The organism is Enterobacter sp. JS8-1 (assembly GCF_049187015.1).
GTDB lineage: Bacteria > Pseudomonadota > Gammaproteobacteria > Enterobacterales > Enterobacteriaceae > Enterobacter > Enterobacter mori.
This window is the reverse complement of sequence record NZ_CP185805.1, coordinates 3,133,316-3,147,356: the sequence shown is the minus strand read 5'-3', so window position 1 is coordinate 3,147,356 and position 14,041 is coordinate 3,133,316. Positions and strand designations below refer to the sequence as shown.

The following is a 14,041-nucleotide window of genomic DNA, read 5'->3' as shown; positions in this document are numbered from 1 at the left end:
GGGCGAGACTTTAACGAAATGTCTTCATGGCGACAACAGGAATATGAAAGCAAGGCGAAACAGGACCTTTCCGTTTATGCTGTGGAGAACTCAAAAGGAGAGACGATGTACACCCTGACCTGGCAACCCCCTTACGACTGGCAGTGGATGTTTAGCTTTCTTGGTGCGCGTGCGGTCACGGGCATTGAAACCGTCACGGGCGACTACTACGAGCGCAGTTTCGCCTGCGATGGCCATCGGGGTGTCTTTCGCGTGACGCCAGATACCGCGGCCCATACGCTGGTCGTGACGCTCAGTCCGGGACTTATCCCGGTTGCGCAGACCTGCCTTGAACGTATAGCGCGCCTGTTCGATCTCGCCTGTAACCCACAGCTCATCGCGGATACGCTGGGCGATCTCGGTGCCGCGCGGCCGGGCTTGCGTTTGCCAGGGGCAATGGATGCCTACGAACAGGGCGTTCGGGCCATTCTCGGACAGCTGGTGAGCGTGGCCATGGCGGCGAAACTGACGTCGCGCGTGGTGGCGCTGTGCGGCGAACCGGTGGCGGATTGTCCGGGCTATCTCTGTTTCCCCACGCCGGACGCGCTGGCGGCAGCGGATCCGATGGCGCTGAAAGCCTTAGGCATGCCGGTAAAGCGGGCGGAGTCGTTGATTCATCTGGCACAGTCGGCGCTCGACGGGACGTTTCCGCTTTCCCCGCCGGCGGATATTGAGGCCGGAATGAAGGCGCTACAGCAGCGGCCGGGAATTGGTCGCTGGACGGCAAACTATCTGGCCCTGCGCGGCTGGCAGGCGAAAGATGTCTTTCTGCCGGATGATTATCTGATTAAGCAGCGCTTCGCGGGCATGACGCCCGCGCAAATCCGTCGCTATGCCGAACGCTGGCAGCCGTGGCGCTCCTATGCGCTGTTACACATCTGGTATACCGACGGCTGGTCACCCTTAATTGATGGCGAAGTAACTGGTATTCAGCAGTAGCTCCAGCGGCTGCGCTTCAGCGATGGTATCGCCGTAAATGAAGTCGATACCAATGCCTGAAAGCGTATCCATGACGATCGGCTGATGACAGGGTCCCGCCAGGGTTTTCATCCCCAGACGCTGAGCGTGCCCCTGGATAATGGTCACCATCATTTCGTCCATCAAATTGCCGTGAACGTTGTTAACCACGTCGGTATCCAGCATCAGATAATCAGCCATGTTGGGGCTCAGGTGGTTAACGTCATTCATATCGCGTCCCACGTGGCTTAACACCACGCGGCAGCCCGCATGGCGGAGTTTTTGCAAATTACGCTGCGCGTTTTCATCCGGGTTGCGCACCACGTCAACCGGGATAACCAGATGCAGCAGACGGCCGGGCAGCGGGCTTTTCTCAAGCAAATCGAGCAGTTCATCCACCAGCGTGACGCTGGCTAATCCGGCTTCCGAGAGCGGCAGGGCAACGCCCATGCCTTTTGCGGCAACGGGTGCGGCAAAGGTACGGAAGAACTCGTTGAAGATCCGCCTGTCGAGGGCGTGCAGCAGTTCAGGCTCCGCCAGACCTGAGCGGAAGGCATGCTCTTCCTGCATTTCACCCTGGCTGGTCCACAGGCGGAGCGACAGCAGCCAGAAGCTGGCGCTTTCCGGAATGCGCGGGGAGGCGACGCTGCGGGCTATCATCATCAGATGATTGTCTTTGATCATATGCCACTGCTCGTCCAGTGACATCATGCTGCGGTTGCTGTGGATCCGCTCCTGCTGTGGCTCGTAGAGCGTTACCACACCACGTCCGCTGTTTTTTGAGGCATAACAGGCGATATCTGCCTGAGACATCACTTCCGCCGCCTGATGGTTGCTCTCATCAATCAGCGTGATACCCGCGCTGGCGCCGATCCGGTGCAGCCGTCCTTCCCACGTGAAGTGATAGTTATTGATGGTGTTAATCAGCCGTCCCGCGATATAGCGCGCGCTTTCGATATTGCAGTCCGGCAGCAGGAGGCCAAACTCATCCCCGCCCAGCCGCGCCAGAACATCGCTGGAGCGCAGCATGGTCAGCATGAGGGATGAGAGTTCCCGCAGAAGGGCGTCGCCCGCGGCATGACCTGCCGTATCGTTAACGGCTTTGAAGCGATCGAGATCGATAAACACCAGCGCATGACGCTGATGCGTCTCATGCACCGTTTGCAGCAGACGTTTGAGATGGTTCTCGAAACTGACGCGGTTTGCGAGTCGGGTTAGCGCATCATGGGAGGCGCTATAGCTCAGCTGGCGCAGCATTTTGCGCGACTCGGTCACGTCCTGAATCACCAGTACGGAGCCAATATTGTGCCCGTCCAGGGTACTTAATGGCGTGATGCTGTAGTGAATGTCGAAGCTCCCGCCGTTGCGGCAGTTGAGCACCACGTCCTGTTCGATATCGGACCGTGACATATCGCCGCTGTGGATGTTCTCCATCAACGGTCCATTTTCGCCAAAGGTAATGTGCAGCACGCGCAGAATCGGTTGCCCGATGGCCTCGGTTTGCGGCCAGCCGCTCATCTTCTCGGCGACCGGGTTCATAAAGGTAACGTTCATGTCGATGTCGGTACAGATCACCGCTTCGCCGATGGAGTCGAGCGTAATATGCAGACGTTCCTTTTCCTGGAACAGCGCTTCGTTAAGCTGCTTCACCTCGGTCATATCCATATTGATGCCGAGCAGGCGTTCCACCTCGCCCTGCTTGTTCAGCACCCGATTGGCCAGTGAACGAATGTGGCGAATGCCGTCCTTCACCCGAATGCGAAATTCCAGCTTAAACGGCAGCCTTGCGATTAATGAATCGCGCAGCACTTTTTCTGCATGCTCCCGGTCTTCTGGCACCATGGCGTCATGCCAGAGCTGCCAGGTCGGTTTGATGTGCGGCGGGATTTCGTAAAGCTCGAACATCCGCTTGTCCCAGCTAATAATATCCGGCTCCAGATCCCACTCCCAGATGCCAATCCCGCCCGCTTCGTTGGCGAGCGTAATGCGCTCCATCAGGCGTTTGTTGACCCACTCGGTTTGTTTCAGGTCGTTAATATCTTCAATCTGGGCGATGAAATAGAGCGGCGTGCCGTCAGCATGACGGACAACGGAGACGGCGAGCAGCGCCCAGACAACCTCGCCATTACGGGTGTAATAGCGTTTCTCCAGCGTGTAGGTATTAATTTCGCCGCTTACCAGTTGCTCAAGTTGCTCAAGGTCGGTGTTCAAATCCTCAGGCCAGGTCAACTGCTGGAAGGTGAGGGACTGAAGCTCCGTCTGACTATAGCCAAGGAAATTGCATAACGCTTTGTTGGCCTGCAGCCACTGGCCTTCGATCCCCACCAGCGCCATACCGATGGCGGAATACTCCATCGCATTACGAAAACGCTCTTCGCTTTCGGTGATGTGCTTGCGTTCGGCGCGAAACGCGTACATCACCATCGTCATGACGTTGGCGGGCAGCAGCATCATCAGGAAGGGGAGCCAGGGGGCGTTGAACGCAACGATAACATTCTGCGGCGTTATCGACGCCGGATTTCTTGCCATCATCAGGGAGACCATCATGATAGTGGCTAAAAATACCAGGTAGGCTTCCATCCGCGGCAGGCGAACGGCGCTCCACATCAGCAGAACGATGACGCAGGTGAAAGGCCACGGGAGCCAGGTGATCGCCGCCCAACAGAGCACCAGCGTTATCACCGTCGTCACCAGCGTTTCCAGCAGCAGTTTCGGGTTACGGTGACGCAGCAGGTAGTGTGGTTTAAACAGCAGTCCTAGTGGCACCAGCGCCAGCGCACCGATGGATTCCGACAACACCCAAATGAGGAAATTACGCAGGGGTTCAGTGTTCGGCACCAGTAAATAAACCAGTACCCCGCCCACAAGAGGCGGGATCAACGCACTGCCCACGGTCAGGCGGATCCAGTCGTTCAGGTTCTGCAGCGGGTTGTACCAGGGGAGCAGTTTGCGTAACAGTAACGCCCCAACGCACGCCTCGATAATATTCACAAAGGTATAGGCGAGGTTGAGGGATCCCCATGAGAACAGCATCCACGAGGCCAGAATATTGCCGAACGAACAGGCCAACGCAATGCCCGGCCACATTTTCCCGGCGTGGCGATAAAAGGCCACCATCATGATGGACGTCGGGAACCACAGCGGTGCCAGCAGCGTACCAAAGCGGGTCAGCTCGAGTGAAAATAGGGTAAAAATGAAGGTGACCAGGCCCAGGCAGACAAGTCGTAATAAAGGATGTGGGGTGGTAACCAAAACCCGTTGGTATTGTTTATTCATTACCGCTCTATCCAGGGACGCCATGCCGTCAGGAGCGAGGTCCGGGCGCGTGAAAGGATTAATTTCGTTTATGCTAGTACAAACAATTTACAAATCATATGCTGACTGCTCAGATTTTGACATCATAGACTTATTAAATAGTTACTCCGGGAAAAATTCCGGGTGAACGCCGAAAAAGCAGGCATTAAAATTTCACTCAGGGCGTAAAAAGAGACTTTTCAGGCAGTCTCGCATAACCTGCGCTTTCGACTGGTATCACGCCCGCGAAATCCCTATAATTGCCGCGTTTGACGCTCCGGCGTCGTCCTTCCTTAACATCCAGGTTAATCAGGTCGCTAAATTTATGACTGATAAGTCTCATCAGTGCGTCATCATAGGCATCGCCGGCGCATCGGCTTCAGGTAAGAGTCTAATTGCCAGTACGCTTTATCGCGAATTGCGTGAACAAGTCGGTGATGAGCACATCGGCGTCATTCCCGAAGACAGCTATTACAAAGACCAATCCCATCTTTCGATGGAAGAGCGCGTCAAAACCAACTACGACCACCCCAGTGCGATGGATCACAGCTTGTTGTTCCAGCATCTTCAGTCGCTTAAAAACGGTACGGCCATTGAACTGCCGGTCTACAGCTACGTAGAGCACACCCGCACGCAGGAAACGGTTCACATTGAACCGAAAAAAGTCATTATCCTTGAAGGCATCCTGCTGCTGACGGATGCGCGTCTGCGTGAATCGATGAATTTCTCCATTTTCGTCGATACGCCGCTGGATATCTGTCTGATGCGCCGCATCAAGCGCGACGTTAACGAACGCGGTCGTTCCATGGACTCCGTCATGGCGCAATACCAGAAAACCGTGCGTCCAATGTTCCTGCAATTTATCGAGCCATCTAAGCAATACGCCGATATTATCGTGCCTCGTGGCGGTAAAAACCGTATTGCTATTGATATCTTAAAAGCGAAAATCAGCCAGTTTTTTGAATAAGCCGCGCGAATTGTGTACCGTTCAGAGATAACCTGGTTTTGCCCTGTGACCCTACGGTTGCGGGGCACGATGCACGAAAGGAGAAAGTGCCATGCGTCTTTGTGACCGCGATATAGAAGCCTGGCTGGATGAAGGCCGCCTGTCTATCACCCCGCGTCCGCCGGTAGAGCGCATTAACGGTGTCACCGTTGACGTGCGCCTGGGGAATAAATTCCGCACCTTCAGCGGCCACACGGCACCGTTTATCGATCTCAGCGGGCCGAAAGATGAAGTCAGCGCCGCGCTCGATCGCGTGATGAGTGACGAAATCGTCCTTGATGAGGGCGAGGCGTTTTATTTGCATCCCGGTGAGCTGGCGCTGGCAGTGACCTTTGAGTCGGTGACGCTGCCTGCCGATCTGGTGGGCTGGCTGGATGGCCGCTCTTCGCTGGCGCGCCTGGGCCTGATGGTTCACGTTACCGCTCATCGTATCGATCCCGGCTGGTCTGGCCGCATCGTGCTGGAGTTCTTCAACGCCGGTAAATTGCCTCTGGCGCTGCGCCCGGGCATGATGATTGGCGCGTTGAGCTTTGAGCCGCTGACGGGCCCGGCAGATCGTCCTTACAACCGCCGTCAGGACGCGAAATATCGCGACCAGCAGGGTGCGGTTGCCAGTCGTATTGATAAAGACTGATTGTTCGTTCACTGAGGATGCCATGAGAAGAGTTCTGACAACGCTGATGATTTTGCTGGTGGTACTGGTGGCTGGCCTTTCTGCGTTGGTGCTGCTGGTTAACCCCAATGATTTCCGTGCTTATATGGTGCGGCAGGTCGAAGCACGCAGCGGGTATGAACTGAAGCTGGACGGGCCGCTGCGCTGGCACGTCTGGCCGCAACTCAGCATTCTCTCGGGTCGTATGTCGTTAACCGCGCCAGGGGCGTCTCAGCCGCTGGTGTCGGCAGACAATATGCGCCTTGATGTGGCTTTGATCCCGCTCTTCTCGCATCAGCTTCAGGTTGACCAGGTGATGCTGAAAGGGGCGGTGATCCAGCTGACTCCCCAAACTGAGGCTGTGCGTAAAGCGGATGCCCCCGTCGCGCCACGCGAAAATACCTTGCCGGATGAGCCGTCTGATACCGGCTGGTCGTTCGATATAGGTAACCTGAAAGTGGCCGACAGCGTGCTGGTCTTCCAGCATGAAGGTGACGAGCAGGTCACCGTGCGCAACATCAACCTCAAGATGGAGCAGGACGCCAACCATATCGCCACCGTGGAGTTCTCCGGGCGGGTCAACCGCGATCAGCGCGATTTGAACCTCTCCATGAACGCTAACGTGAACGCGTCGGACTATCCCCATCGTCTGACGGCGGATGTCCAGCAGCTGAACTGGCAGCTGACGGGTGCAGACCTGCCGACAGCAGGGATTACCGGTCAGGGTACGCTGCAGGCCGTCTGGCATGAAGAAAACAAGCAGCTGGAGCTAAACGCGCTCAACCTGCAGGCCAACGACAGTACCCTGAAAGGGCAGGCGAGCGTCTCGCTTGCTGAAAAACCGAAATGGGTTTTTGACCTGCAGTTCGACAAGCTGAACCTGGAAAACCTGCTGCCACCGCAGCCGAACGCTGCGGCTGACGGCGATGTCGCGCAGACAGGGCAAAGCCAGGCCGCGAAACCGCGTCCGGTGATCTCCTCAAATCTCGATCAGCCCAATTACAACGGTCTGCGCGGATTTACCGCCGACATACTGCTGAAAGCCAACAGCGTACGCTGGCGCGGTATTGATTTCACCGACGTCAGCAGCCAGATGTTCAACCATAATGGCCTGCTGGTGATCTCTGAACTCAGCGGCAAGATGGGCGCGGGGAACATGTCGCTGCCGGGCACGCTGGACGTGCGCAAAGACGTGGCCAGCGCCGAATTCCAGCCACACCTTGAAAACATTGAGATCGGGGCGATCCTCAAAGCCTTCAATTATCCGATTGACCTCACGGGGCAGCTGACGCTGGCGGGGGATTTCTCCGGCACGAAGATTGACGCGGAGGCATTTCGCCGCGACTGGCAGGGGCAGGCGCACGTTGAGCTGAAAGACACCCGAATGGAAGGCCTCAACTTCCAGCAGCTGGTGCAACAGGCGGTAGAGCGCAGCAGCAATGTCAAAGCGCAAGAAAACTACGATAGCGCAACGCGTCTCGATAACTTTACCAGTGAGCTGACCCTGGATAACGGAAAGCTGTCCCTGGACGAGATGCAGGGAACATCTTCTCTGCTGTCGTTGACGGGGGAGGGCAAGCTGGATTTAGTGAAAGAGACGGCGGATACGCGGTTTAACGTTCGTGTGCTTTCCGGATGGGAAGGCGAAGGCGAGCTTATCGATTTCCTGAAAGAGACGCCGATCCCGCTGAACGTTTACGGTAAATGGCAGGCGCTGAATTACAGCCTGCAGGTCGATCAGATATTGCGTAAGCATCTGCAGGACGAAGCAAAACGTCGGCTGAATAGCTGGGCGGACCGCAATAAAGATTCCCAAACCGGCAAGGACGTGAAGAAGCTGTTAGATAAGCTTTGATGTCAGTGGTGCCGGGTGGCGGCTACGCCTTACCCGGCAGCCAGTGCGGCCTGATGCCCTCACCCCAGCCCTCTCCCACGGGAGAGGGAGCAAACCCTAAAACGGCAGCCAGGTTGCCGTTTTTTTTACCTACACCTCAAAATCCATTTCTTCCTCATCCCGCAGTGGAATGAGCTGCACTTTCTGCACGCGATGGTTTTCAATTTGCAGCGTTTTCAGCAGATAGTCGCCTACCTGAACCTCTTCCCCCGGCTGCGGGATGCGCTGTAAATACTCCATCAGCAGACCTGCAATGGTGTGATACTCACGCTTCTCATCCAGCGGCAACGGCACAAACTGCACCAGGTCTTCCAGCGGCATATGGCCGTTAGCCGTCCACGTACCGTCTGCGTTTTTCTGAATGTCATGGCGCGCATCGATTTCATCCACCTCATTCGGCAGATTACCGGCGATGGTTTCCATAACATCGCTGAGCGTCACCAGCCCTTCCACAGAACCAAACTCATCAACGACAAACGCGAAGTGGGTCCGCGCGTTACGGAACTGCTCAAGCGCAGAGAGCAACGGCAGTCCTTCCGGGAACACCAGCGGCTGGCGTACCAGCACGCGCAGATTAAGCGGCTCGCCGTGCAGCTGCTGCTGTAGCAGGTCAATGACGTGCACCACGCCCAGCAGTTCCTCTTCCTCTTCACCGCCCGTCACTACGACCCGAGTGTGCTGGTTTTTATCCAGCAGGGCGCGGATTTGCTCTTCCGGCGCCGTCAAATCGATGTGCTCGATATCGTGACGCGAGGTCATGATGCTGCTGACGGAGCGCTGGTTCAGGTTGAGCACCCGCTCAATCATGCGTCGTTCCTGCGGATCGAAGATCTGCCCGTCGCTGTGATCGGCCAGCATCGCAGAGGATTCGGCATCCAGCTCGGCATCCTCTTTTCGCCCGCTCAGCAGGCGCATTACCGTATCGGCGGTGCGCTGGCGCAGCGTCTGATTTGCAGAGAGAAAACGGCGACGGTTAAAGATTGCCAGCTGATTTAGCGATTCGATCATGACCGAGAAGCCAATCGCCGCGTACAGGTAGCCTTTAGGAATGTGGAAACCAAATCCGTCGGCGACCAGGCTGAAACCAATCATCAGCAGGAAGCTCAGACACAGGATCACGATGGTCGGGTGGCTGTTCACAAACCGCGTGAGCGCTTTACTTGCCATTACCATCAGCGTGATGGCGATGATCACGGCGGCCATCATCACCGCGAGGTGATCGACCATGCCCACGGCGGTGATAACGGAGTCCAGGGAGAAAACCGCGTCGAGCACCACAATCTGCGCCACCACCGGCCAGAATTTCGCCCCGCGCCGCTGCGTGGGGCTATCGCTGTCTTTGCCTTCGAGCCGCTCATTGAGTTCAACCGTGGCTTTGAAAAGAAGGAACAACCCGCCAAAGAGCATGATCAGGTCACGCGCGCTGAAGCTCAGGCCGTAAAGCGTAAACAGCGGTGTGGTGAGGGTAACCAGCCAGGAGATTGAGGCCAGCAGCAGTAAACGCATCACCATCGCCAGCAGCAAACCCGTAACGCGCGCACGGTCGCGCTGCGCAGGGGGCAGCTTTTCGGCGAGGATGGCGATAAAGACCAGATTATCAATACCGAGCACTAATTCGATGACGACCAGCGTAACCAGCCCGGCCCAGATTGATGGATCGGCAATCCATTCCATAGTAATAGCAATACCTTCAGTTATATGAGCAATGTCACACTTCGATCATGGATAAAGCTGACCGAAATTGCAATGCCAGGCTGAGATTTCTCTTAATAGAAGAGAGGATAAAACGAGTGAAAAACTGAGCCGTGTAAATAAGGTAATGGAGAAGATTTAATTACACTGGGTCACATTTAGGATATATCGCAGTAAATGGTTTTAACGCATATTTTGTCAATATAAAGAAAATCCTAAAACCTCAAAACTTTGCTATTAATATTAATCTTAAAAACAGATATTAGGAGGGTTGTCTCCTTGCCTGCTATTAGGTTAGCTGCAACAATTCTCCCAGCATCAAATGTTAAATTTCTTTGTTGCTATTTTTGTTTCGTTCTTATGGTGTGGCAATTCATTGCCAACGGGCTATTTAACGTGGCTGAAATATTTCCATAAGACCTTGTTTGAGAGGGTGTCTATCCATAACACATTGTTTAGTCAGTGGATTGGTAACTGAAAGCCAAGGGCGGTAGCGTGCCTGAAAGCGTGTGAATCAGCCTCGATTATTCTGTCAATAGCCAATGGATGAATAAGCTTTTTTTAGGACTGATGCCAGTTATATTTCTAATTGCTTAACTGCATTCTGAATGCCAAAACGACCCGCGCTTATTTAAATTGCACAGGATAATTACTCTGCCAAAGTGATAAATAATCAATGATGAAATCCAAAATGAAATTGATGCCATTATTGGTGTCTGTGACCTTGATGAGTGGTTGCACGGTCTTTCCCGGCAGCAATATGTCAACTATGGGCAAGGATGTGATCAAACAGCAGGACGCCGATTTTGACCTCGACAAAATGGTGAATGTTTATCCATTGACCCCACGTCTGGTGGAACAATTACGCCCGCGTCCCAATGTTGCCCAGCCGAATATGTCGCTGGACCAGGAAATCGCCTCTTATCAGTACCGCGTAGGACCGGGTGACGTGATCAACGTGACCGTATGGGACCACCCGGAACTGACGACCCCAGCGGGCCAGTACCGCAGCTCAAGCGACACCGGTAACTGGGTTCAGTCTGATGGCACGATGTTCTATCCGTACATCGGCAAAGTGCATGTGGTTGGCAAGACGCTGGCCGAGATCCGTAGTGATATTACCGGCCGCTTAGCGCAGTACATCGCTGACCCGCAGGTGGACGTTAATATCGCCGCCTTCCGCTCGCAGAAAGCCTATATCTCCGGCCAGGTGAACAAATCCGGCCAGCAGGCCATCACTAACGTCCCGCTGACGGTTCTGGATGCCATCAACGCCGCAGGCGGCTTAACCGACGGCGCCGACTGGCGCAACGTTGTCCTGACCCACGAAGGCAAAGAGCAGCGCATTTCGCTGCAGGCGCTGATGCAGAATGGCGACCTGACGCAGAACCGATTGCTCTATCCGGGTGACATTCTGTATGTGCCACGCAACGACGATCTGAAAGTGTTCGTGATGGGTGAAGTGAAGAAACAGAGCACCCTCAAGATGGACTTCAGCGGTATGACCCTGACCGAAGCGCTGGGCAACGCGGAAGGCATCGACCTGACCTCGTCGAACGCCAGCGGTATCTTCGTTATCCGTCCGCTGAAAGGCGAGGGCACGAAAGGCAAGATTGCCAACATCTACCAGCTGGATATGTCTGACGCGACGTCGCTGGTGATGGCAACGGAGTTCCGCCTCCAGCCATACGATGTGGTCTACGTTACCACCGCGCCGGTTGCTCGCTGGAACCGCCTGATCAACCAGTTGCTGCCAACCATCAGTGGCGTTCGCTACATGACGGATACGGCGCGCGACATTCATACCTGGTAATCCGCGATGTTTAACAAAATTCTGGTGGTATGCGTGGGGAACATTTGCCGTTCCCCCACGGCTGAGCGGCTGCTGAAGCAGTACGAGCCAGCGTTAACGGTGGAGTCCGCAGGGCTTGGCGCGCTGGTTGGCAAAGGGGCCGACGAGCGGGCGACGAGCGTTGCGCAGGCTCATAACCTCTCCCTTGACGGGCATGTTGCCCGTCAGGTCTCAGGCCGGATGTGCCGGGAATATGACCTGATCCTCACGATGGAAAGACGCCACATTCACGCGCTGTGCGAGATCGCACCGGAGATGCGCGGCAAGGTGATGCTGTTTGGTCACTGGGATGGCGAGCGTGAAATCCCCGATCCGTATCGCAAGAGCCGTGAGGCATTTGAGGCGGTATACACCTTACTTGACCAGTCTGCCCGTCAGTGGGCGCAGGCACTGAAAGCTCAGCAGGGATAACAATGACAGAAAAAACAAAACCTTCTGCCGCCCCGACTTCGGGCAGTGATGAAATCGATATTGGTCGCCTGGTCGGCACCGTTGTTGAAGCGAAGTGGTGGGTGATAGGGATCACCGCCGTGTTTGCCGTGGCGGCGATCGTTTATACGCTGTTCGCGACGCCTATCTACAGCGCTGACGCGCTGGTGCAAATTGAACAGAACACCGGTAACTCGCTGGTACAGGATATCGGCTCTGCGCTGGCGAACAAACCGCCCGCATCTGACGCTGAAATTCAGCTGATCCAGTCGCGTCTGGTACTGGGCAAAACGGTGCACGACCTCGGGCTGGATATCTCCGTCACTAAAAACACCTTCCCGATATTCGGGGCGGGCTGGGATCGCCTGATGGGGCGCAGCAATGACACTGTCAAAGTGACGGACTTCGTGCTGCCAAAAGGGGCGGGCGATCAGACCTTTACCCTGACGGTGCTGGGTCCGAAGCACTACCAGCTGACCAGCGACGCGGGCCTTAGCGCGCGCGGTGAAGTGGGGCAGATGTTGACCAAAGACGGCGTCAGCATGATGGTGAGTGCAATCCACGCCCAGGAAGGCGGTGAGTTTACCGTCACCAAATTCTCCACGCTGGGGATGATCAATAACCTGCAAAACAACCTTACCGTCACCGAAAATGGGAAGGACACCGGCGTCCTGAGCATGACTTTCACCGGTGAAGATAAGGACAAAATCCGCGATATCCTGAACAGCATTACCCGCAACTACCTTGAGCAGAACGTCGAGCGTAAATCTGCGGAAGCCGCAAAAAGCCTCGCCTTCCTCGCCAAACAGCTGCCGGAAGTGCGCTCCCGTCTGGATGCCGCAGAGAACAAGCTGAATGCCTATCGTCAGGACAAAGACTCCGTTGACCTGCCGCTGGAAGCGAAATCCGTTCTTGATTCGATGGTGAACATTGATGCGCAGCTCAATGAACTGACCTTCAAAGAGGCGGAAATCTCCAAGCTCTACACCAAACGCCACCCGGCCTACCGCACGCTGCTGGAAAAACGCCAGACGCTGGAAGAAGAGAAGGCGAAGCTGAACAACCGCGTGACCGCCATGCCGAAGACGCAGCAGGAAATTGTGCGTCTGACCCGCGATGTGGAATCCGGTCAGCAGGTCTATATGCAATTGCTGAACAAACAGCAGGAGCTGAAGATCACCGAAGCCAGTACGGTGGGTGATGTGCGTATCGTCGACCCTGCCATCACCCAGCCCGGTGTGCTGAAGCCGAAGAAAGCGCTGATTATTCTCGGCAGCATTATTCTCGGCCTGATGCTCTCCATCGTGGGTGTGCTGCTGCGTTCGCTGTTCAACCGCGGTATCGAAAGTCCGCAGGTGCTGGAAGAGCACGGCATCAACGTGTACGCCAGCATCCCGCTTTCCGAATGGCAAAAATCGCGTGACAGCGTCAAAACCATCAAAGGGGTTAAGCGTTACAAACAGAGCCAGCTGCTGGCCGTGGGTAACCCGACTGACCTGGCGATTGAAGCAGTGCGCAGCCTGCGTACCAGCCTTCACTTCGCCATGATGCAGGCGAAAAACAACGTCCTGATGATGACCGGCGTTAGCCCGTCAATCGGTAAAACCTTCGTCTGTGCCAACCTGGCGGCGGTGGTAAGCCAGACCAACAAGCGTGTGCTGCTGATCGACTGCGATATGCGTAAGGGCTACACCCATGAGCTGCTGGGCACCAACAACGTTAACGGCCTGTCGGAAATTCTGCTCGGCAAAGGGGAGATTAGCGAGAGCGCGAAACCGACCTCTATCCCGAAATTTGACCTGATCCCGCGTGGTCAGGTGCCGCCGAACCCGTCCGAGCTGCTGATGAGCGAACGCTTCACCGAGCTGGTGGAGTGGGCGAGTAAGCATTACGACCTGGTGCTGATCGATACGCCGCCAATTCTGGCCGTGACCGATGCCGCCGTGGTGGGCCGTCATGCAGGCACCACGCTGATGGTGGCGCGCTACGCGGTGAACACGCTGAAGGAAGTCGAGACCAGCCTGAGCCGCTTCGAGCAGAACGGCATTGAGGTGAAAGGGGTGATCCTGAACTCCATCTTCCGCCGCGCGACCGGATACCAGGATTACGGGTATTACGAGTACGAATATAAATCTGACAGTAAATAAAAATCCCCCTCACCCTAACCCTCTCCTCTGAGGGAGAGCAGCTTTTCTCCCTCTCCCTCCGGGAGAGGGGCGGGGTGAG

Annotated in this window: 9 protein-coding genes; 7 read left to right on the top strand and 2 right to left on the bottom strand. The window is 55.6% G+C overall.

Features of this window, described 5'->3' with window-relative positions; translation table 11 throughout:
• The first annotated feature begins 105 nt into the window (after positions 1-105).
• Positions 106-978 (top strand): DNA-3-methyladenine glycosylase 2, encoded by an 873-nt coding sequence (gene alkA / locus ACOQH0_RS15005; RefSeq protein WP_421510731.1) that lies wholly within the window; start codon positions 106-108, stop codon positions 976-978.
• On the opposite strand, the gene ACOQH0_RS15000 is transcribed toward alkA, so the two are convergent.
• Positions 943-4,272 carry a diguanylate cyclase gene (locus ACOQH0_RS15000; RefSeq protein ID WP_421510730.1) on the bottom strand — a complete coding sequence of 1,110 codons (3,330 nt, stop codon included), beginning with the start codon at positions 4,270-4,272 and terminating at the stop codon, positions 943-945. The genes alkA and ACOQH0_RS15000 overlap by 36 nt on opposite strands.
• Positions 4,273-4,615: 343 nt before the next feature.
• On the opposite strand from ACOQH0_RS15000, the gene udk reads away from it, so the two are divergent.
• From udk to asmA, 3 genes are all read left to right on the top strand, one after another.
• Positions 4,616-5,257: a uridine kinase gene (gene udk / locus ACOQH0_RS14995; RefSeq protein ID WP_010431898.1), complete on the top strand. Its 642-nt coding sequence runs from the start codon at positions 4,616-4,618 to the stop codon at positions 5,255-5,257.
• A 91-nt stretch (positions 5,258-5,348) separates the two neighbouring features.
• On the top strand, positions 5,349-5,930 hold the full coding sequence (gene dcd / locus ACOQH0_RS14990; protein ID WP_006176323.1) for a dCTP deaminase: 582 nt from the start codon (positions 5,349-5,351) through the stop codon (positions 5,928-5,930).
• 22 nt (positions 5,931-5,952) lie between these two features.
• On the top strand, positions 5,953-7,803 hold the full coding sequence (gene asmA / locus ACOQH0_RS14985) for an outer membrane assembly protein AsmA (protein ID WP_421510729.1): 1,851 nt from the start codon (positions 5,953-5,955) through the stop codon (positions 7,801-7,803).
• A gap of 129 nt (positions 7,804-7,932) precedes the next feature.
• On the opposite strand, the gene ACOQH0_RS14980 is transcribed toward asmA, so the two are convergent.
• Positions 7,933-9,516, bottom strand: a complete 1,584-nt coding sequence (locus tag ACOQH0_RS14980) for a TerC family protein (RefSeq protein WP_120157864.1) — start codon at positions 9,514-9,516, stop codon at positions 7,933-7,935.
• A 694-nt stretch (positions 9,517-10,210) separates the two neighbouring features.
• On the opposite strand from ACOQH0_RS14980, the gene ACOQH0_RS14975 reads away from it, so the two are divergent.
• From ACOQH0_RS14975 to wzc, 3 genes are read left to right on the top strand one after another with little or no spacing between them, the layout of a single operon-like run.
• Positions 10,211-11,347 carry a polysaccharide export protein gene (locus ACOQH0_RS14975; RefSeq protein ID WP_063144532.1) on the top strand — a complete coding sequence of 379 codons (1,137 nt, stop codon included), beginning with the start codon at positions 10,211-10,213 and terminating at the stop codon, positions 11,345-11,347.
• A 6-nt stretch (positions 11,348-11,353) separates the two neighbouring features.
• Complete coding sequence (gene wzb, locus ACOQH0_RS14970; protein WP_010431923.1) at positions 11,354-11,797, top strand: low molecular weight protein-tyrosine-phosphatase Wzb; 444 nt, start codon at positions 11,354-11,356, stop codon at positions 11,795-11,797.
• 2 nt (positions 11,798-11,799) lie between these two features.
• A complete protein-coding gene (gene wzc / locus ACOQH0_RS14965; protein WP_421510728.1) occupies positions 11,800-13,962 on the top strand; it encodes a tyrosine-protein kinase Wzc in 2,163 nt (720 codons plus the stop codon).
• Positions 13,963-14,041 lie beyond the last annotated feature (79 nt).